This window comes from Streptomyces sp. JH34, from assembly GCF_029428875.1.
Lineage (GTDB): Bacteria > Actinomycetota > Actinomycetes > Streptomycetales > Streptomycetaceae > Streptomyces.
In genome coordinates, this window is the sequence record NZ_JAJSOO010000001.1 from 3,670,780 (window position 1) to 3,690,944 (window position 20,165).

18 protein-coding genes and 2 tRNA genes are annotated in these 20,165 nt (G+C 68.4%); 15 read left to right on the top strand and 5 right to left on the bottom strand.

The window, feature by feature from the left end:
• The first annotated feature begins 446 nt into the window (after window positions 1-446).
• From dnaN to LWJ43_RS16350, 9 genes are all read left to right on the top strand, one after another.
• On the top strand, window positions 447-1,577 hold the full coding sequence (dnaN, locus tag LWJ43_RS16310) for a DNA polymerase III subunit beta (RefSeq protein WP_014155224.1): 1,131 nt from the start codon (window positions 447-449) through the stop codon (window positions 1,575-1,577).
• A gap of 144 nt (window positions 1,578-1,721) precedes the next feature.
• Window positions 1,722-2,600 (top strand): phosphogluconate dehydrogenase (NAD(+)-dependent, decarboxylating), encoded by an 879-nt coding sequence (gene gnd / locus LWJ43_RS16315; RefSeq protein WP_124277886.1) that lies wholly within the window; start codon window positions 1,722-1,724, stop codon window positions 2,598-2,600.
• A gap of 86 nt (window positions 2,601-2,686) precedes the next feature.
• Window positions 2,687-3,817, top strand: a complete 1,131-nt coding sequence (gene recF, locus LWJ43_RS16320; RefSeq protein WP_277332966.1) for a DNA replication/repair protein RecF — start codon at window positions 2,687-2,689, stop codon at window positions 3,815-3,817.
• A complete protein-coding gene (locus LWJ43_RS16325) occupies window positions 3,814-4,374 on the top strand; it encodes a DciA family protein (protein ID WP_277332967.1) in 561 nt (186 codons plus the stop codon). The genes recF and LWJ43_RS16325 overlap by 4 nt, the downstream gene beginning before the upstream one ends.
• Window positions 4,375-4,777: 403 nt before the next feature.
• Window positions 4,778-6,847: a DNA topoisomerase (ATP-hydrolyzing) subunit B gene (gene gyrB / locus LWJ43_RS16330; RefSeq protein WP_277332968.1), complete on the top strand. Its 2,070-nt coding sequence runs from the start codon at window positions 4,778-4,780 to the stop codon at window positions 6,845-6,847.
• A 46-nt stretch (window positions 6,848-6,893) separates the two neighbouring features.
• Window positions 6,894-9,521: a DNA gyrase subunit A gene (gyrA, locus tag LWJ43_RS16335; RefSeq protein ID WP_277332969.1), complete on the top strand. Its 2,628-nt coding sequence runs from the start codon at window positions 6,894-6,896 to the stop codon at window positions 9,519-9,521.
• Window positions 9,522-9,614: 93 nt separating this feature from the next.
• A complete protein-coding gene (locus LWJ43_RS16340; protein ID WP_277332970.1) occupies window positions 9,615-10,193 on the top strand; it encodes a DUF3566 domain-containing protein in 579 nt (192 codons plus the stop codon).
• A 71-nt stretch (window positions 10,194-10,264) separates the two neighbouring features.
• Window positions 10,265-10,341, top strand: a tRNA-Ile gene (locus tag LWJ43_RS16345).
• A gap of 130 nt (window positions 10,342-10,471) precedes the next feature.
• Complete coding sequence (locus LWJ43_RS16350) at window positions 10,472-10,609, top strand: hypothetical protein (RefSeq protein WP_277332971.1); 138 nt, start codon at window positions 10,472-10,474, stop codon at window positions 10,607-10,609.
• Between the two features lie 234 nt (window positions 10,610-10,843).
• Here LWJ43_RS16350 and LWJ43_RS16355 read toward each other — a convergent pair whose 3' ends face one another.
• Window positions 10,844-11,203: a DUF6344 domain-containing protein gene (locus LWJ43_RS16355; protein ID WP_277332972.1), complete on the bottom strand. Its 360-nt coding sequence runs from the start codon at window positions 11,201-11,203 to the stop codon at window positions 10,844-10,846.
• Between the two features lie 281 nt (window positions 11,204-11,484).
• On the opposite strand from LWJ43_RS16355, the gene LWJ43_RS16360 reads away from it, so the two are divergent.
• Together LWJ43_RS16360 and LWJ43_RS16365 are read left to right on the top strand one after the other, a co-directional pair.
• Entirely contained in the window at window positions 11,485-11,619 is a 135-nt protein-coding gene (locus LWJ43_RS16360; RefSeq protein ID WP_003958712.1) for a DLW-39 family protein, read from the top strand.
• A gap of 527 nt (window positions 11,620-12,146) precedes the next feature.
• Window positions 12,147-13,484, top strand: coding sequence for a hypothetical protein (locus tag LWJ43_RS16365; protein WP_277332973.1), 1,338 nt, complete (start codon window positions 12,147-12,149; stop codon window positions 13,482-13,484).
• A 6-nt stretch (window positions 13,485-13,490) separates the two neighbouring features.
• Here the strand turns inward: LWJ43_RS16365 and LWJ43_RS16370 are convergent, their stop codons facing one another.
• Window positions 13,491-14,876 (bottom strand): serine/threonine protein kinase, encoded by a 1,386-nt coding sequence (locus LWJ43_RS16370; protein ID WP_277332974.1) that lies wholly within the window; start codon window positions 14,874-14,876, stop codon window positions 13,491-13,493.
• 104 nt (window positions 14,877-14,980) lie between these two features.
• Window positions 14,981-15,529, bottom strand: a complete 549-nt coding sequence (locus tag LWJ43_RS16375) for a helix-turn-helix domain-containing protein (protein WP_277332975.1) — start codon at window positions 15,527-15,529, stop codon at window positions 14,981-14,983.
• Between the two features lie 170 nt (window positions 15,530-15,699).
• Here LWJ43_RS16375 and LWJ43_RS16380 point away from each other — a divergent pair.
• Window positions 15,700-15,772, top strand: a tRNA-Ala gene (locus LWJ43_RS16380).
• A gap of 321 nt (window positions 15,773-16,093) precedes the next feature.
• Here the strand turns inward: LWJ43_RS16380 and LWJ43_RS16385 are convergent.
• Window positions 16,094-16,810 (bottom strand): DUF5324 family protein, encoded by a 717-nt coding sequence (locus tag LWJ43_RS16385; RefSeq protein WP_277332976.1) that lies wholly within the window; start codon window positions 16,808-16,810, stop codon window positions 16,094-16,096.
• A gap of 348 nt (window positions 16,811-17,158) precedes the next feature.
• Here LWJ43_RS16385 and LWJ43_RS16390 point away from each other — a divergent pair, with 348 nt between their 5' ends.
• Together LWJ43_RS16390 and LWJ43_RS16395 are read left to right on the top strand one after the other, a co-directional pair.
• Window positions 17,159-17,686 carry a peptidylprolyl isomerase gene (locus tag LWJ43_RS16390; protein WP_277332977.1) on the top strand — a complete coding sequence of 176 codons (528 nt, stop codon included), beginning with the start codon at window positions 17,159-17,161 and terminating at the stop codon, window positions 17,684-17,686.
• Between the two features lie 155 nt (window positions 17,687-17,841).
• Window positions 17,842-18,753: a rhomboid family intramembrane serine protease gene (locus tag LWJ43_RS16395; RefSeq protein ID WP_277332978.1), complete on the top strand. Its 912-nt coding sequence runs from the start codon at window positions 17,842-17,844 to the stop codon at window positions 18,751-18,753.
• A 243-nt stretch (window positions 18,754-18,996) separates the two neighbouring features.
• Here LWJ43_RS16395 and crgA read toward each other — a convergent pair whose 3' ends face one another.
• Window positions 18,997-19,251 carry a cell division protein CrgA gene (gene crgA, locus LWJ43_RS16400; protein WP_031090433.1) on the bottom strand — a complete coding sequence of 85 codons (255 nt, stop codon included), beginning with the start codon at window positions 19,249-19,251 and terminating at the stop codon, window positions 18,997-18,999.
• 178 nt (window positions 19,252-19,429) lie between these two features.
• Here crgA and LWJ43_RS16405 point away from each other — a divergent pair, with 178 nt between their 5' ends.
• Window positions 19,430-20,155 (top strand): DUF881 domain-containing protein, encoded by a 726-nt coding sequence (locus tag LWJ43_RS16405; RefSeq protein WP_277332979.1) that lies wholly within the window; start codon window positions 19,430-19,432, stop codon window positions 20,153-20,155.
• Window positions 20,156-20,165 lie beyond the last annotated feature (10 nt).

A 20,165-nucleotide genomic window follows, 5' to 3' on the forward strand; every position in this document is an offset into this window, starting at 1 on the left:
CACACCAGGACCCCGGATTGAGCTGTGGGGAACGGGGGTAAAGCTGGGGACAGGCCTGGGGAGAAGTCCCCCCGCCCTGTGCATCGGGTGTGCAGAACTTTCGCGTGTCCACAGAAACGCATGGTTGTCCACCGGTGCCACCCACAGGGACGGTGGACAAAAAATGGCTTCTGACCTGTGCAAACGACGTTATCCACGGTTTCCACAGGGCCTACTACTACTACCACTCAGAGTTAGCCAGGAATCAGCTTCGAAGCAGGGCCTGTGCACAACTCGAGCGGCGACCTCGGCACGCCTCTTGGCGCGACTTGACCCCGAGCAGCAACGAGTGTCGGTGCCGTACGTCAGACTGGACCCCGGCGGTCTCCCCCAGCCTCTCGGCAGGGAGCCCCGTTCAGACGACGATGGCCAGCAGGGCGAGCGAGCAACAGCAGGAGGCGGTTCCGGTGAAGATCCGGGTGGAGCGCGATGTACTCGCGGAGGCGGTGGCCTGGGTGGCCCGTAGCCTCCCGGCCCGTCCGCCGGCGCCCGTTCTTGCGGGCCTTCTCCTGAAGGCTGAGGACGGCGCCCTCAGCTTCTCGAGTTTCGACTACGAGGTCTCGGCCAAGGTCTCGGTGGACGCCGAGATCGAGGAGGACGGGACCGTCCTCGTCTCCGGTCGGCTGCTCGCCGACATCTGCCGCGCCCTGCCGAACCGTCCGGTGGAGATCTCCACAGACGGTGTACGGGCCACGGTGGTCTGCGGCTCCTCGCGGTTCACACTCCACACCCTTCCTGTGGAGGAGTACCCGGCACTGCCGCAGATGCCGACGGCCACGGGCACCGTTCCCGGTGAGGTCTTCGCCTCCGCGGCGGCGCAGGTCGCCATCGCGGCCGGGCGCGACGACACCCTGCCCGTCCTGACCGGTGTCCGGATCGAGATCGAGGGCGACACCGTCACCCTCGCGTCGACCGACCGCTACCGCTTCGCCGTCCGTGAGTTCCTGTGGAAGCCGGAGAACCCCGAGGCCTCGGCCGTCGCTCTGGTGCCCGCCAAGACCCTCCTGGACACGGCCAAGGCGCTGACGAGCGGCGACACGGTGACGCTGGCGCTGTCCGGCTCGGGCGCGGGCGAGGGGCTCATCGGTTTCGAGGGCGCCGGCCGCCGGACGACCACGCGGCTGCTCGAGGGCGACCTCCCGAAGTACCGGACGCTCTTCCCGACCGAATTCAACTCGGTCGCGGTCATCGAGACCGCCCCGTTCGTCGAGGCGGTCAAGCGCGTGGCCCTCGTCGCCGAGCGCAACACCCCGGTGCGGCTCAGCTTCGAGCAGGGCGTGCTGATCCTCGAGGCCGGCTCCAGCGACGACGCACAGGCTGTGGAGCGTGTCGACGCGGTGCTCGACGGCGACGACATCTCGATCGCCTTCAACCCGACCTTCCTGCTGGACGGGCTCAGCGCGATCGACTCCCCGGTCGCCCAGCTCTCCTTCACGACGTCGACCAAGCCCGCGCTGCTCAGCGGCCGGCCGGCCGTCGACGCCGAGGCGGACGACGCGTACAAGTACCTGATCATGCCGGTCCGCCTCTCCGGCTGATCCGGCGTGGTTCCTGTCATGGCAGTTTCCGGCGGGCAGGCTCAGTGCCGAGCGGGCTCACCGTGCTGCACCCCGCCGGGCTGCCCGGCCCGGGCGTAGGCTCGGTCCTGGGTACGAATCGGCACAACGCTTAAGGAATCTCTGATGGAGCTCGGTCTCGTCGGCCTCGGCAAGATGGGCGGCAACATGCGCGAGCGCATCCGCCGCGCAGGGCACACGGTCATCGGTTACGACCGCAACCCGGACGTCGCCGATGTCCACAGCCTCGAAGAGCTTGTGGGCAAGCTCAAGGGCCCGCGTGTCGTGTGGGTGATGGTCCCGGCGGGTGCCGCGACTCAGTCGACCATCGACGAGCTGGCCGATCTGCTGTCCCCGGGCGACGTCGTCGTTGACGGCGGCAACTCCCGCTGGACGGACGACGAGAAGCACGCCGTCGAGCTGGGCATCAAGGACATCGGCTTCGTCGACTGCGGTGTCTCCGGCGGTGTCTGGGGCCTCGAGAACGGCTACGCCCTGATGTACGGCGGCACCGAGGAGAACGTCGCCAAGGTCCAGCCGGTCTTCGACGCACTCAAGCCCGAGGGCGACTTCGGTTCCGTCCACGCGGGCAAGGTCGGCGCCGGCCACTTCGCCAAGATGGTCCACAACGGCATCGAGTACGCCATGATGCAGGCCTACGCCGAGGGCTGGGAGCTCCTGGAGAAGGTCGACTCCGTCACCGACGTGCGCGAGGTCTTCCGTTCCTGGCAGGAGGGCACGGTCATCCGTTCCTGGCTGCTGGACCTGGCGGTCAACGCGCTGGACGACGACGAGCACCTCGACCAGCTCCGTGGCTTCGCCGCGGACTCCGGCGAGGGCCGGTGGACGGTCGAGGCCGCCATCGACAACGCCGTGCCGCTGCCCGCGATCACCGCTTCCCTGTTCGCGCGCTTCGCGTCGAGGCAGGACGACTCGCCGCAGATGAAGATGATCGCCGCGCTGCGCAACCAGTTCGGCGGCCACGCGGTCGAGAACAAGAAGTAGGACCGCAGGAGAGCGGGCCGCGGGCAGCAGCCGGCCCGCGGCACAGCTGAACACAGCAGAGCAAGCAGTCGGAAGGGTCGGCGACCATGCACGTCACGCATCTCTCGCTGGCCGACTTCCGCTCGTACGCCCGGGTCGAGGTACCCCTCGACCCGGGCGTCACCGCGTTCGTGGGGGCCAACGGCCAGGGCAAGACCAACCTCGTGGAGGCGGTCGGCTATCTCGCCACGCTCGGCAGCCACCGGGTGTCGTCCGACGCCCCCCTGGTGCGGATGGGCGCCGAGCGCGCCGTCGTACGAGCCGCGGTCACTCAGGGCGAGCGGTCGCAGCTGATCGAGCTCGAGCTCAATCCGGGCCGCGCCAACCGGGCCCGTATCAACAGGTCGTCGCAGGTCAGGCCTCGTGATGTCCTGGGGATAGTGCGGACGGTGCTCTTCGCCCCGGAGGACCTCGCCCTGGTGAAGGGGGATCCGGGCGAGCGCCGGCGTTTCCTCGACGAGCTGATCACGGCGCGTTCCCCCCGCATGGCCGGAGTCCGCTCCGACTACGAGCGGGTGCTGAAGCAGCGGAACACCCTGCTGAAGTCCGCCGCCATGGCCCGTCGGCACGGCGGCCGGTCGATGGACCTGTCCACGCTCGACGTGTGGGACCAGCATCTGGGCCGCGTAGGGGCGGAACTCCTGGCGCAGCGACTGGATCTCATCGCGACCCTGCAGCCGCTGGCGGACAAGGCCTACGCGGACGTCGCTCCGGGCGGCGGCCCCGTGACACTGGAGTACCGCAGCTCGGTCGGCGCCGACGTGGAGCCCGCGCGTACACGCGAGGAGCTGTACGAGCAGGTGATGGCGGCCCTGGCCCAGGCACGCAAGCAGGAGATCGAGCGAGGAGTGACCCTGGTCGGCCCGCATCGTGACGACCTGGTGCTGGGCCTGCGCGGAATGCCGGCGAAGGGATACGCGAGCCACGGCGAGTCCTGGTCGTACGCCTTGGCGCTGCGGCTGGCCTCGTACGATCTGCTCCGCACCGAGGGCAATGAGCCGGTGCTGGTGCTCGACGACGTGTTCGCAGAGCTGGACGCGCGCCGGCGCGAGCGGCTGGCGGAGCTGGTGGCCCCCGGTGAGCAGGTGCTGGTGACGGCGGCTGTGGACGACGACGTCCCGGGTGTGCTCGCCGGAGCGCGGTACGCGGTCTCCGCCGGGGCGGTGGAGCGGCTGTGAGCGGCAAGGACGATCAGGGTGGTGCCCCGCAGGGCCCGGCGCAGCAGCCGGAGGTCTCGGGTGTGGACCTGGCGCGTGTGGCGCTGCGTGCCGCCAAGGAGCAGGCCCGCGCCCGGGGCGCGGCCGCGCAGCAGAAGAGCCAGGCCAGGCGTGGGGGTGGTCTGCGGTCGGGCGCCCGGTCCGACGGCCGCGATCCGCTGGCCCTGGGCTCGGCCATCAGCCGGCTGATCACGGAGCGGGGCTGGGAGACGCCTGCGGCTGTCGGCGGTGTGATGGGCCGCTGGCCGCAGATCGTCGGTGACGACCTGGCCAACCACTGCGTGCCCGTGCGGTACGACGAGGATCCGGCCGAGCGGGTTCTGACCGTGCAGTGCGATTCGACGGCGTGGGCGACGCAGCTCCGGCTGCTGGCGCCTCAGCTGGTGGCCCGGCTGAACACGGATCTGGGGCACGGCACCGTACGGATGATCAAGGTTCTCGGTCCGGGCGGTCCGCAGCGCAGGTTCGGCCCTCTCCGCACTCCGGGGAGCAGAGGGCCGGGCGACACCTACGGCTGAGCAGGGCCTTTCTTGCTGCTGCGGTCTCCGTGGGTCGGCGCGGGCGGGGAAGGGCCGGAAGGTGGATCACCCACTTCTGTAAGGATTTGCCGACCACCCGGTGCTTCCGATCTGTACGACTGTGTCCCGCTTTGCGTTGTGCGTGAATGGTGAAGCGTCCCTCACCGTAGCGGGAGGTTGACAGCCCGAAGCGCGCAAAGCCCTCGTGAGCCCCCCGGGGCCCCTGTCTGAATATGGGGAGTCGTCAGCCGCTCATTCAGGGCGGCACATGCGTACTCAGGCACCGGCAAACCCCCATTCATGTCAGCGCTACCGGTAGACTGGTGGACAATCCCGTTTCCTTGCGGGAGTCGTCGATACAAGCCGAACGACGCAGCCGCTCCCGCCTGCCGGAGAACGGCCTGTGCTGTGCCAGAAAGGGCGCTTCGTGGCCGATTCCGGCAACCCCAACGAGAACATCCCGTCCACAGCCGGTGAGCCCGGAGAGGTCACCGCCTCGTACGACGCCAGCGCGATCACCGTGCTCGAGGGCCTGGACGCGGTCCGCAAGCGACCCGGTATGTACATCGGGTCGACCGGTGAGCGCGGTCTCCACCACCTCGTGCAAGAGGTTGTCGACAACTCGGTCGACGAGGCGATGGCCGGGCACGCGGACACCATCGACGTCACGATCTTCGCCGACGGCGGGGTGCGTGTGGTCGACAACGGTCGCGGTATCCCGGTCGGCATCGTGCCGTCCGAAGGCAAGCCGGCTGTCGAGGTCGTGCTCACCGTCCTGCACGCCGGCGGCAAGTTCGGCGGCGGCGGTTACGCCGTCTCCGGCGGTCTGCACGGCGTCGGTGTGTCCGTCGTCAACGCCCTGTCCACGCGGGTCTCCGTCGAGGTCAGGACGGACGGCTACCGCTGGACGCAGGACTACAAGCTCGGTGTCCCCACCGCCCCGCTGGCCCGTCACGAGGCCACGGAGGAGACGGGGACCAGCGTCACCTTCTGGGCGGACGGCGACGTCTTCGAGACCACTGATTACTCCTTCGAGACGCTCTCTCGGCGCTTCCAGGAGATGGCGTTCCTCAACAAGGGACTCACCCTCAAGCTCACCGACGAGCGCGAGGAGGCGAAGGCCACGGCGGGCGCGGACAGCGCCGAGGTGGTCGACGTACCCGACGAGGAGTCGACCCGCACGGTCACGTACCACTACGAGAACGGCATCGTCGACTTCGTCAAGTACCTCAACTCCCGCAAGGGAGAGCTGATTCACCAGTCGGTGATCGACATCGAGGCCGAGGACAAGGACCGACTCCTCTCGGCCGAGATCGCCATGCAGTGGAACACGCAGTACACCGAGGGTGTCTACTCCTTCGCCAACGCGATCCACACGCACGAGGGCGGCACGCACGAGGAAGGCTTCCGTGCGGCGCTGACCTCGCTGGTCAACCGCTACGCGCGCGACAAGAAGCTGCTGCGCGACAAGGACGACAACCTCACCGGCGAGGACGTCCGCGAGGGTCTGACGGCGATCATCTCGGTGAAGCTGGGCGAGCCGCAGTTCGAGGGCCAGACGAAGACGAAGCTGGGCAACACCGAGGCGAAGACCTTCGTCCAGAAGGTCGTCCACGAGCAGCTGACGGACTGGTTCGACCGGAACCCCAACGAGGCCGCCGACATCATCCGCAAGGGCATCGCGGCCTCCACGGCCCGTGTCGCGGCCCGCAAGGCGCGTGACCTCACCCGTCGCAAGGGGCTCCTGGAGAGTGCCTCGCTGCCGGGCAAGCTGAGTGACTGCCAGTCCAACGACCCGACGAAGTGCGAGATCTTCATCGTCGAGGGTGACTCCGCCGGTGGTTCGGCGAAGTCGGGCCGTAACCCGATGTACCAGGCCATCCTGCCGATCCGAGGCAAGATCCTGAACGTCGAGAAGGCCCGGATCGACAAGATCCTGCAGAACACCGAGGTCCAGGCCCTCATCTCCGCCTTCGGTACCGGAGTCCACGAGGACTTCGACATCGAGAAGCTCCGCTATCACAAGATCATTCTGATGGCGGACGCCGACGTCGACGGTCAGCACATCAACACTCTGTTGCTCACCTTCCTCTTCCGCTTCATGCGGCCGCTGGTGGAGCAGGGCAACGTCTACCTCTCGCGCCCGCCGCTCTACAAGATCAAGTGGGGCCGGGACGACTTCGAGTACGCGTACTCGGACCGGGAGCGCGACGCGCTCGTGGCCCTCGGCAAGCAGAACGGCAAGCGGATCAAGGAAGACTCGATCCAGCGCTTCAAGGGTCTCGGCGAGATGAACGCCGAGGAGCTGCGCGTCACCACGATGGACATCGACCACCGTGTGCTGGGCCAGGTCACGCTGGACGACGCTGCGCAGGCCGACGACCTGTTCTCGGTGCTGATGGGCGAGGACGTCGAGGCGCGCCGCTCGTTCATCCAGCGCAACGCCAAGGACGTCCGCTTCCTCGACATCTGAGTCGGCCGTACAAGCAAGCCGCAGTGCGAAAGGACTTTGACCAGCAATGGCCGACGAGAACACCCCTGTGATGCCCGAAGAGGAGCCCACCGTCCCGGGCGTGGGCATGCGTGTCGAGCCCGTGGGGCTCGAGACGGAGATGCAGCGCTCCTACCTCGACTACGCGATGTCCGTCATCGTGTCGCGTGCGCTGCCCGACGTACGGGACGGCCTCAAGCCCGTCCACCGCCGGGTGCTGTACGCGATGTATGACGGCGGCTACCGCCCCGAGAAGGGGTTCTACAAGTGCGCCCGCGTCGTCGGTGACGTCATGGGTACGTACCACCCGCACGGCGACTCCTCCATCTACGACGCCCTGGTGCGCCTCGCGCAGCCGTGGTCGCTGCGGATGCCGCTGGTGGACTCCAACGGCAACTTCGGTTCCCCGGGCAACGACCCGGCCGCCGCCATGCGGTACACCGAGTGCAAGATGATGCCGCTGTCCATGGAGATGGTCCGGGACATCGACGAGGAGACCGTCGACTTCCAGGACAACTACGACGGCCGCAACCAGGAGCCGACGGTTCTGCCGGCGCGTTTCCCGAACCTCCTGGTCAACGGCTCCGCCGGCATCGCCGTCGGTATGGCGACGAACATCCCGCCGCACAATTTGCGTGAGGTCGCCGCCGGTGCCCAGTGGTACCTGGAGAACCCCGAGGCCTCGCACGAGGAGCTGCTGGACGCGCTGATCGAGCGCATCAAGGGCCCCGACTTCCCCACCGGCGCGCTGGTCGTGGGCCGCAAGGGCATCGAGGAGGCGTACCGCACCGGGCGTGGTTCCATCACGATGCGCGCGGTCGTGGCGGTCGAGGAGATCCAGGGCCGCCAGTGCCTGGTCGTCACCGAGCTGCCGTTCCAGACCAACCCCGACAACCTCGCGCAGAAGATCGCCGACCTGGTCAAGGACGGCAAGGTCGGCGGGATCGCGGACGTCCGGGACGAGACGTCCTCGCGTACGGGCCAGCGCCTGGTCGTCGTGCTGAAGCGCGACGCGGTCGCCAAGGTCGTGCTGAACAACCTCTACAAGCACACCGATCTGCAGTCGAACTTCGGCGCGAACATGCTGGCGCTCGTCGACGGAGTGCCGCGCACGCTGTCCATCGACGCGTTCATCCGTCACTGGGTGACGCACCAGATCGAGGTCATCGTCCGGCGCACGAAGTTCCGCCTGCGCAAGGCCGAGGAGCGGGCGCACATCCTGCGAGGCCTGCTCAAGGCTCTGAACGCGATCGAGGAGGTCATCGCGCTCATCCGCCGCAGCAACACCGTGGAGATCGCGCGTGAGGGCCTGATGGGCCTGCTGGAGATCGACGAGATCCAGGCGAACGCGATCCTGGAGATGCAGCTGCGCCGCCTGGCCGCGCTGGAGCACCAGAAGATCACCGCCGAGCACGACGAACTCCAGGCGAAGATCAACGAGTACAACGGGATCCTGGCCTCCCCCGCGAAGCAGCGTCAGATCGTCAGCGAGGAACTGGCCGCGATCGTCGACAAGTTCGGCGACGACCGGCGCTCCAAGCTGGTGCCGTTCGACGGTGACATGTCCATCGAGGACCTCATCGCCGAGGAGGACATCGTCGTCACGATCTCCCGCGGTGGTTACGTCAAGCGCACCAAGACGGACGACTACCGTTCGCAGAAGCGCGGCGGCAAGGGCGTGCGCGGCACGAAGCTCAGGGAAGACGACATCGTCGACCACTTCTTCGTGTCGACGACGCACCACTGGCTGCTGTTCTTCACCAACAAGGGCCGGGTCTACCGGGCCAAGGCCTACGAGCTGCCGGACGCCGGCCGGGACGCGCGCGGTCAGCACGTCGCGAACCTCCTGGCGTTCCAGCCGGACGAGCAGATCGCGCAGATCCTGGCGATCCGCGACTACGAGGCCGCGCCCTACCTGGTCCTGGCGACCAAGGGCGGCCTGGTGAAGAAGACCTCGCTCAAGGACTACGACTCACCTCGCTCCGGCGGCGTCATCGCGATCAACCTCCGGGAGACGGAGAGCGGCGCCGACGACGAGCTGATCGGCGCTGAACTGGTGTCGGCCGAGGACGATCTGCTGCTCATCAGCAGGAAGGCCCAGTCGATCAGGTTCACCGCGACCGACGACGCGCTGCGCCCGATGGGCCGCGCCACCTCGGGCGTGAAGGGCATGAGTTTCCGCGAGGGAGACGAACTGCTCTCGATGAATGTTGTCCGGCCCGGTACGTTCGTGTTCACTGCCACCGACGGCGGTTACGCGAAGCGGACCGCTGTCGACGAGTACCGCGTCCAGGGTCGTGGCGGTCTGGGCATCAAGGCTGCCAAGATCGTCGAGGACCGCGGTTCTCTCGTCGGTGCGCTGGTGGTGGAGGAAGCGGACGAGATCCTCGCCATCACGCTCGGCGGCGGCGTGATTCGTACGCGAGTCAATGAAGTCAGGGAGACGGGCCGTGACACCATGGGCGTCCAACTGATCAATCTGGGCAAGCGGGATGCCGTCGTCGGCATCGCGCGCAACGCCGAGGCCGGTCGTGAGGCCGAAGAGGTCGACGGGACCGATGAGGCCGAAGGCGCCACGGGCGAGGCTCATGCCGAGACCGTGGTCGAGGGCACAGTCGAGGGCACGGCGCCTTCGGCCGGGGAGCACGAGGAGTAGAGCGTGAGTGGAGCCACGGGCGCAGGTTCGGCCGCTTCCGGAGCAGGCGCGAACGGCGCCCGTGGCCCTGCCACGGACTCCCAAGGGGGAACTGTGACGGACACTCGGGGACCTCAGTACGAGGGGTACGCGACCGGGCCTCTGCCCGGTGAGCGGGAGCCCGCAACGGGCCAGGCGGGGCCCTACCACCCGCCCCAGGCGTATCCGTCCCCTGCGGGCGGTACGCAGGGCGGCGGCACACAGGGCGGCGGTGGCGGGAAGGCGACCCGGCTGCCCCGTACGGGGGCGCGGACCACTCCGCGTACCCGTAAGGCGCGTCTGCGGGTCGCGAAGGCGGATCCGTGGTCGGTGATGAAGGTCAGCTTCCTGCTCTCCATCGCTCTCGGAATCTGCACGGTGGTCGCGGCAGCGGTCCTGTGGATGGTGATGGACGCGATGGGCGTCTTCTCCACCGTGGGCGGCACGATCAGCGAGGCCACGGGGTCGAACGAGAGCAACGGCTTCGATCTGCAGTCGTTCCTGTCGCTGCCGCGCGTCCTCATCTTCACCTCGGTCATCGCGGTGATCGATGTGGTGCTGGCCACCGCGCTGGCCACGCTGGGCGCCTTCATCTACAACTTGTCGGCCGGCTTCGTGGGTGGCGTGGAGCTCACTCTCGCCGAGGACGAGTAGGACGCCGGGTATCGATTTTGGGACTGGCCCCGACGTGCGCTAATCTTCAGAAGTCAGCGCAGCAGCGCGGCGGGGCTATAGCTCAGTTGGTTAGAGCGCATCCCTGATAAGGATGAGGCCACAGGTTCAAATCCTGTTAGCCCCACCAGCGAGAAGACCCCCAGTCGACAACGACTGGGGGTCTTCGACGTTTTATGGCTGACGTCGATGACGGTCACGGAACCGTTCCCGGTGCCTCAGCCGTCGTGCTTGGTGCGCACGGATTCGTGAGGGGGACTGTGGAAGGCGATCCGCCGTGGTGGGGAATCCTGGTGATCTCGGCCGGGGTGACCGCGGCCCTCGGGGCGATCTTCCTGTCCGTGGCCGCCGCAGTGGCTCTCGGCGTGATCTGGGTGCGGGGCAGGCGTAGCCGCTGACCATTCGCCGGAAGGACAAGCCGATCAGTGGATCTTCCGGTCGCTCCGCGAGCATCGTCACGGCTTCCCGCTCACCGTCGCCCGCGACGTGGGTGCAGACGTCCATCATGCTGATCTGGCTGTGCCGCAGGATGGCCTGAGCGAACCTTGGGACGCACCTCCCTGCCGACGACATGGAAAAGGCCCCCGCCGGTGTGAACCGGGCCAGGGGCCGGGAGGGCGTTCTCAGCGCCCTCAGGGTGGCAGGGGAGCCGAGTCACCGGCAGGTGAGGCGCTGTGGGCGGAGCGGGTGCTGTCCGTCGCGTGCACGGCGTCCGTGGAGTCGGACGACAGCTGGCGGGTGGCGGGCGAGGAGCCGTGCGCCTCGGCGCGGATGCGCTGCTTCATCGTGGGTGGCAGCGCCCTGTCACGCGGAAGGGTCCATCGCACCGACGGCGTGGTCGCGGTTGCCGGCTTGGCGGCCGTGTGCTCGTGGCTCGTGACCGTCGGCTCCGCGGCCGTGGCCTGGGCGGTGGCGAGCCCCAGCGACGCGAGAACCGCGAAGAAGGCGGTGACGAAGGCGGTCCAGATGCTCTTGACCCTGAAGGTGCTCATGGCCCCTCGCTTTCAGGTGGTCCGGTTTGCTTACCTTTCTGATGATGTGGATCCGGCCCGTGGAAACCGGGACCGACGCCCCCGGTTCGCCGATCTTCTGATGAACACCACTCGTATGGTTCAACCGGTTCGAAAAGCTGCTCAGAGGGGCGGTCAGAGGCTCCGGAAGGGGTCCGGAGCGGGTGGCGGCCGGGTTCCGGGGAGGTCACCGATCGGTATCGGCCGGTGTGTATAGTCGGGCGGCAGAAGTCCCTTACGTCAAGGAAAGACGAGGTCGCGCGGTGAAGAAGCTTCTCCTGGTCGCACTGGCCGCCATCGGCGGGCTCCTCGTGTACCGCCAGATCCAGGCGGATCGCGCCGAGCAGGATCTGTGGACGGAGGCGACCGACTCCGTGCCCGCAGGTTCAGGTGTGTGAGACGGAACAGTCTGCTAAAGCCCCGGCCGCCGAGCGGCCGGGGCTTTCTGCTGTCCGGGATCCGCTGGTGCCAGGCCGGGGCCGCCCGCCCTTGGTTCGCCTAAGTAAATCACTTGATTGCACTCGTGAAGAAATGATGGATGGGTGATCGAGAAAGCGACGGGCGTGCGTGGTCCCTGGACTCACCGGGCGGCGTGAAGTGCGGAGTTCTGCGACGAGCCGCCCGTCGAGGGCTCCACGGCGCACCCGTACGGAGCGACGCGGCTGTTCATCCTGGCGCGCTTCCCGGTGCACAGCCGCCCTGGGTCCGCTCGACGCCTGTGCGGCACCGGCGGACGCCCCGCACGCGCCACCGGGCGGCTGTGCCGGTGACGGAGCGGGGGCCGCAGACAGCGGCGGTGCGGGCGGGGCAGGATGGACCGGCATCACGGCCGCTGCCCGAGCGGGCGCCGTGATCGCCCTGATGTCCGGGCCCTGCTGGTACGCGGGTGGCGCGGGGCAGGCACGCATACGACGAGGGGAAGCGCGTGAACAGGCAGCGCAACAGGGGCCGGGCGATACTCGCGACGATCGCAGCGGTGTGCGCGGTGGCGGCGGTGCCGGGTCAGGCACGCGCGGCCGACGAGCCCGCGCCGTACACCTTCGACCCTGCGGCGGTGGCGGTCCGGGGCGCGGAGACGAACGCCGACGCGGAGGAGCTGAAGGCCGGTTCGGTCTACAGGAGTTCCATCGGGCAGGGGCAGAAGCTCTACTACCGTGTGCAACTCGACGACACGACCGACGCGTACGTCTCCGCGGTGGCCGTCCCGAAGACCGGTGGGAAGGTCGCCTACGGGGACGGCATCACGATCAGCATCAGGGATCTCGACGACACCCGGTGCGGCTCCGGGGACGCGGCCTTCGAGTCGGCGGAGTTCCCACGTCCGATCGCGGCCTACGCCCACCGGGCGGTGGACGAGGACAGCACCATCTGTGCGGCGGGCGGCACGTACAACGTTCTGATCGAGCGGGAGAGCAAGGCCACCTCGTCCCCCGGGTCCTGGGATCTGGAGCTGCGCTACGAGCGTGAGCCGGCTCTGAAGGAGGGCCTCTCGCCGCCCACCGAGGCTCCGGAGAACTGGCCCTCCGCCTCGCCCGTGCCGCCGACGGGCAAGCAGGAGCGGACCGGTGGCACCGGCTTCTACGACGCCACCAGCCTGGAGTCCGGTGAATGGGTGGACTCCGTCGCCCCCGGGCAGACCCGCTTCTACCGGGTGCCCGTGGACTGGGGCCAGCAGATCTTCGCCACGGCCGCGCTGAGCAACAGCGGTAAGTCGACGGAGTATCTGGGCAACGCCTTGGCCATGGCACTGGACAACCCGGCGCACGGCCACGTGGACGACGCGACTCTGTCGTACTCCGGCGCGCCGAGTTCCGTGGCCCTGGACCCGCTTCCGCCGGTGGCTTACGAGAACCGTCACGACGCTGGGGCGGACGTCAGCGCCATGCGGTTCGCCGGCTGGTACTACCTCTCGGTGACGCTCTCGCCCGAGGTGGCCGAGCACTACGGGGACGATCCCATCGGGCTGACGCTCAGGGTCAAGGTCGTCAACGAACGCAAGCCGTCGCCCTACCAAGGGGACGCCGGGATCTTCGGCGTCTCGGACGACGACAGGGACATGGCCAAGAGCGGGCAGAGCGCGCCCGAAGCCGGGGAGAGCGGCACGATGAAGGTTGTGGCCGCGGCCGGTATCGGTGCGGGCTCCGTCCTGGTACTGGGGCTCGGGGCGTGGACGCTGCTGGCCAGGCGCCGAGCCGCACCGGTCGCCGCGCCGCCCGGTGCGGGCGGCCAACCGCCTCTCGGGGGGCCTCCGCAGGCCCGGTAGGGCTCCTCAGGGCTGAGTGAGCGCCCAGATGCCCACCGCGAAGCAGATCAGCGCCACCACGAGCACCGGGACCGCCACCTTCGGGGACGGCCCCGGCCGCTTCACGGGCAACGGCTGTCGCGGTGTCGTGTTCCGGGGGTCCTGCAGGTGTTCGGCGGTGTAGGCGCGGGTGGGCGGTGCTCCGTACGGCACGGCGGCCGTGGCGGCACGGGCGGGATCCTGGGAGGCGTCGGCGGCATAGGGGGACGCCGCGTGCGCCGGAACCGGTCCGGGCGCCTGGGGCTGCGCCGGGTGCGGAAGGGGAGAGGGCTGCTGTGGGGGCGGCGCGAGATGGAAGCTGCCCGTCTCCGACATCGACGGGGTTGCTGCGTAAGGCTGTTGACCCGGCGCCCCCTGCGGTGCGTCCGGCTGCTGCCCGGGCCCCTGTGGCGCGTACAGCTGCTGTGACGGCTGAGGCGGGGGCGGCGTGCCGCCGACGTCCTGCGCGGGCGTCTGCGGCCCGTTGGCGGGCGTCTCGGGGCCGTCGGGGCCGAAACCCGCGGGCAGGGGCCCGATCTGGTCGAACACCTCCACCTGCTCGTCGTCCGGACCTGCGTCCGGCAGCATCTCGACCGCCGCGGTCAGCGCCTTGCGCGCGCCTGTGGCTGTACGGAAGCGGGCGTGCGGGTCCGGCTGCAGCAGGCCGGCGAGTACCTGCCACAAGGGCTCCGGTACCCCCTGGGGGGCGCCAGGGGTGCCGTGTGCGGCGAAGTACTCGATCAAGGCCTTGGCGTCCGGTTTGCTGCCCTGGAGCAGGTAGAGCGCGACGAGCCCCACGGCGAACAGATCCGCCGGGAAGTCGGGTTCCGCGCCCATCATCTGCTCGGGTGCGAAGTAACCGGGCGTCCCCACCACGTAGTTGGTCTCCGTCAGCCGCGGCTCGCCCTTGCGCATCGAGATGCCGAAGTCCGAGAGCCGTAGATGCGGACGGCCCGTACCGGTGGCCTCCATCAGGATGTTGGCCGGTTTGATGTCGCGGTGCACGACCCCCTCGGCGTGCACCGTGGACAGCCCGGACAACAGCTGATCGAGCAAAAGGCAGACGAAGCGTGGGGGCAGCGGGCCGTAGTCGCCGATGACGTGGGCCAGCGAACCGCCGCTGACCAGATCCATGGTGAACAGCACCTTGTCGTCGTCCGCGGCCCAGCTGGCCGGAGCGAGAACGTGCGGGTGCTCGATCCGCAGCGCCTGCTCACGGACGAAACGCAGCAGCGTGTGTGCGTCGCTCTGCTGCAGGACCTTGGCCGCCACGTACCGGCGGCGCCGGTGGTCCCAAGCGCGCCAGACCGCGCCGACCCCACCACGTCCGATCGGATCGACCAGCTCGTACCGACCAGCGAAGACCTCACCCATTGCGCTGCGCCCGCTCCCGTTCCCGTTGAGGTTCGTGCCCCGGCTGCCGGGATACTGCCACGGATCCGCCGGCCCGGGGCGTCCCCCGGACCTTGAGGTCCGACCTAGCTCTGGTGTCCCTCGTAGTGCGCGACCGCCTCCGCGGTGCGCCCCGCTCCGTACACCCTGAGGAACTCTGCCAGCTCCGGGTGGTCCGGGGCGAGGGAGTCAGCCGCATCGATGATGTCGCCGGCCGCCGCCACCGAGCGCAGCAGCGACTGGATCTCGCGGACCACACGCCGCACGGTGGGTGCCCCACCGGTGGTGGAGGTCTGACCGGTGTTGGTCAGGACCGATCCACCCTGCGACTTCTTGATCTCTTCCATCCGGTCCGTGGCCTCTCCCGCGCTGATGCTGCCGTCCGCCACCTGACCGGCGAGCTCCTGAAGCGCCTGGACCCGCTGGACGACCGCGGGATTGCCGATCTTGGCCCGCTGTCCGCTCATCAGCTGGGAGAGCATGGGAGCGGACAGCCCGAGTACGGCCGCGAGGCGTGCCTGATTGAGGCCGAGGTCGTCGATCAGCCTGCGGAAGAGCGCCCCCAGTGGCTCTCCGTACCAGCTGCGCTGGAGCTCCCTGGCTCTAGCCGAGGCCTCTTGCTGCGCTGCGTCCATTGCGTCTCCCCTTCGCTGCGGCTTCGCTGCTGCGAACCTCGTCGTGCATCTTACGGAGAGCCGTTGCGGGCCGGGAGCCCCAATCCTTTTGCAGGATTCGGGGGGTCACCCGGTACTCTGTTCTGGGTCGGACGTCGCGACACGAATGTGTCCGATGATGTCCGGTTTTCGGGGCCTTAGCTCAGTTGGTAGAGCGCTGCCTTTGCAAGGCAGATGTCAGGAGTTCGAATCTCCTAGGCTCCACAGAACAAACCCTCCGACCTGCGAATCGCAGAGGCGGAGGGTTTTTTTGTCGCCCGCGGCGGGACGGTGCGGCACCACCGCGAGCCGCTGGTCCGTCAGACCGGCAGGATCGGCTCTGGGGGGAGGCGCTTCGTGAGCTGTCCTTCGGCGCCTCGGTTTCACGTGAAACCGAGGCGCCGAAGGGCAGAGCAGCACCTCAAGAGGAGGCGCCCCGGAGCGGTGCTCCGGCGAGACAGCCCGTGTGAAAAAGCGAGGGGCGCCGGAGACCGTGAGGTCTTCCGGTGCCCCTCGCAGGCGTCACCACCGGGCGGCGGGTCCGGGTCAGCGTTGGTCGGTCCCGTCCGTCGGGTCGGAACCGGACTCGGTCTCGTCCTGCTTGGCGCGGACTTCCGGGTCCAGCACAGTCTGCCCGCTGCCGTCGACCGAGGTCAGAGGAGCGCGGCTGTCGTCCACCTCGGTCGGGGCGGGCGGCTCGACCAGCCAGTCCGGGTTGGCCTGCTTGTCCCACCACTTCCAGGCGGCGAGGGCCCCGCCGGCCAGGACACCCAGCACGAGGAGGCCCTTGGCCGCCCGGCCTGCCTTGGCTCGACGCTCATGCTTCCTGACGAGCTTCTGGATCTCCTTGGCGGTCACCTGGCCGCGGAGGGCAGCCAACGCCGCCGTGCTGCGGGCTGTGGCCTCCTCGGCGACAGGCCGGCTCGCGGCCACGGCGTACTCGACGCGCGGCACGGTGTAGTCCGCGGCAGTGCGTGCGGCACTGCGCGTCCGCACAGCGGCCTTGTGCGCCGCCTCGTCGACCTTGGGGGGCACATGCGTCAATGCCTGTTCGATACGTGGTGCGAGATGTGCGCCGTACTGGACGCGGGCCTGCGCGGCTGCCTTCGAGACCTTGGGCGCGAGTCGTGCACGAGCCTCTTGCGCGTAGTGCGCGGCCTGTTCCTTGGCCGTGTCGGCGTAGGGCGCCACCACTTCCGCGGCGTGCTGCGCGCTGTCCTTCGCCGAGTAGGTTGCGGCGCGCACGCTGTCGATGCGGGTCACGGGATCCTCCTCCTTGGTGGCGGGTAGGTACTCCGCCTATCCACCCATTTCGAAATCATGCCCGCTGGTGCCTTGGGCGCCATGCGGGACGGGCATCCGGGTCATGGGTGTCATTCTCGGTCAAAATGGTGCAAGAGGGGTGGTGTCGCCGACGATGTCACGGTTCGTGTCGGGGCGCGCCGCGCCCTCGGGCACTTGGTCGCATCCATCCCGGGGGAAGTGTGGGAAAGGTGCAGGAAACCGGGCAACAAGGTGAGTGCCGACCGTTCCGGGCCGTTGCCGCCCTGCGGAGAGTGGGCCCCGTGCGAGGATCTGTGGTCACCAGCGAAGACTTACGGAAGGCAGATCGTGGCCGAGCAGCTTTACGCCACCTTGAAGACCAGTCAGGGCGACATCGCCATCCGGCTTCTGCCGAACCATGCCCCCAAGACGGTCAAGAACTTCGTCGAGCTCGCCCGGGGTGAGCGTGAGTGGACCAACCCGGAGACCGGTAGGAAGTCCACCGACAAGCTGTATGACGGCACTGTCTTCCACCGGGTCATCAGCGGTTTCATGATCCAGGGGGGCGACCCGCTGGGCAACGGCACGGGTGGTCCCGGGTACGAGTTCCGCGACGAGTTCCACCCCGACCTCGCGTTCACCAAGCCGTATCTCCTGGCCATGGCCAACGCCGGGCCGGGTACCAACGGTTCGCAGTTCTTCGTGACCGTGTCGCCCACCGCCTGGCTGACCGGCAAGCACACGATCTTCGGTGAGGTCGCCGACGAGGCGGGCAGGAAGGTCGTGGACGCCATTGCCGCGGCTCCGACCAACCCCCGCACCGACCGTCCGCTTCAGGACGTGGTGATCGAGTCGGTCGTCATCGAGACCCGCTGACCGGATGAGCGGCCGGCCTCGGGGCCGCTGACCTGACGGCCGCCGCCCCTGTGGGGAACCAACCGCCCTGCTTGTCCGTACTGCTACATAACGGGCGAGTGGGGCGATCGCATGTGTGCCCCCTCCACGGATGAGGACCGAAGGGGCCGTGACGGATGGTTCAGCAGCCGCCGGAAGACCAGGACGGGCCTGCGGCCGCGGGCGGTCCACCCACGTCACCCACGTGTTACCGGCATCCGGGCAGGCAGACGGGAATCCGCTGCACGCGGTGCGAGCGGCCGATCTGTACGGACTGCATGATCCCGGCGTCGGTGGGCTTCCAGTGTCCGGACTGTGTCCGCGAAGGGACCGGTACGGGCCATCGCCCCGCGGCGAGCCGGCCGCGGACCCTGGCGGGCGGCAGCGTCGTGGCCGACCCCAGACTGATCACCAAGATCCTCATCGGTATCAATCTCGCCGTCTTCGTGGGCGTCCTGGCCCATCCCACCCTTCGCGACGACCTCCTGCTCTTCGGCCGCGCCTATGTCGACAACCGTTCGGCCGGCTACCAGGGCGTCGCCGAGGGGCAGTGGTACCGCCTGGTGACATCGACGTTCCTGCACCAGGAGGTCTGGCACATCGCCTTCAACATGCTGGGGCTGTGGTGGCTCGGAGGGCCTCTGGAAGCCGCCCTGGGACGCGCACGCTACCTCGCGCTCTACCTGCTCTCGGGGCTCGCGGGCAGTGCGCTCACCTACCTGATCGCGGCCCCCGGACAGGGCACGCTCGGAGCGTCGGGCTCCGTCTTCGGTCTGCTGGGTGCCACGGCCGTACTGATGCGCCGGATGCACTACGACATGCGTCCGGTGATCGCGCTCCTCGTGGTGAATCTGATCTTCACCTTCAACCCGTGGGGAGGGATCGCCTGGCAGGCTCACGTCGGCGGGCTGGTCGCCGGAGCGCTGATCGCCGTCGCCATGGTCCACGCACCACGCGAGCGCCGGAATCTTGTGCAGTACGGCGTCTGCGCCCTGGTGCTCGTCGCGGTCCTGGCGGTCGTCCTCGTCAGGACGGCAGTGCTCACCTGAGCGAACATCGTTGCCCCTGGGATGCGGTTGTCCACAGAGCGTGCCGGATCTTGTGCATGACGTGGGGAACAAGTGTGCCCCTTGTCGCTGAACTGGGTTTTTCCAGTCCGGACAAGGGGCCTACCAGCCCGTGATGCGTAAGTGTGTAGTCACACCGGCGTCAACATCGAGGGAGGTTATCCACAGATCGTCTGACCTTTTCCCCCGCCTGTGGATAACTCTGTGGGTAACTTCAGGGCAGAGCTACTTCCACTGGGTGGAGACGCCGAAGCCGCCTGCGATGAAGCCGAAGCCCACGACGATGTTCCAGTTGCCGAGGGCGTCGATCGGCAGGTCGCCCTCGGTGACGTAGAAGACCACGATCCAGGCCAGACCGATGAGGAAGAGCGCCAGCATCACCGGCGCCACCCAACTGCGGTTGGTCAGCTTTATGCTCGTCGACTGCTTCGCCGGCGGAGGCGTGAAGTCTGCCTTCTTGCGGATACGTGACTTCGGCACGAGGGACTCTCCTGTCGATGCGCTGCGTGACCGCGCAGGGATCTGTGGCTGGCGCCGGGGCGCGAGGGGGAATGCTGCCTCCCCGGGGCGTCCGTTAGCGTAGTGCTTCCGTGGCGCCTAAGGAGATAAGGGTACGTTGAGCAATTCTGCCGACTCCCCTCGAGGCCCGGTCCGGCGTATGTCCCGCCGACCGGTCCAGGCCCTCACCGCTGCCGTTTTCGCGCTGGCCGGACTGATCTTCGTGACCAGCGCCAATACGGCCAAGGGGACCGATATCCGCACGGACTCCTCCTTGCTGAAGCTCTCCGACCTCATCCAGCAGCGCAGCGAGAAGAACGCGGAACTGGACGAATCGACCGCTTCCGTGCGCGCGGACATCGACACCCTCGCTCGTCGTGACGACGGGAGCACCCGTGCCGAGGACGCGAAACTCGACGCGCTGGAAAAGGCCGCCGGCACCACTGAGGTCACCGGTGAGGCGCTCTCCGTCACGCTGAACGACGCCCCGCCGAACGCCACCGCCAATCCCGGATACCCCGATCCGCAGCCCAACGACCTGGTCATCCACCAGCAGGACCTGCAGGCCGTCGTCAACGCCCTGTGGGCGGGTGGTGCCCGCGGGATCCGGGTGATGGACCAGCGGCTGATCTCCACCAGTGCGGTGCGCTGCGTCGGGAACACGCTGATCCTGCAGGGCCGGGTCTACTCGCCTCCGTACAAGGTCACGGCAGTCGGTGACCGGGGAGAGCTCAAGCAGGCGCTCAACGACTCCACGGCGATCCAGAACTACCAGCTGTACGTCAAGGCGTACGGGCTGGGGTGGAAGGTCGAGGAGGACGACAAGCTGACGCTCCCCGGCTACGCGGGCACCGTCGATCTCCATTACGCACAGCCTGTGCGGTAGCGGGCCGGGG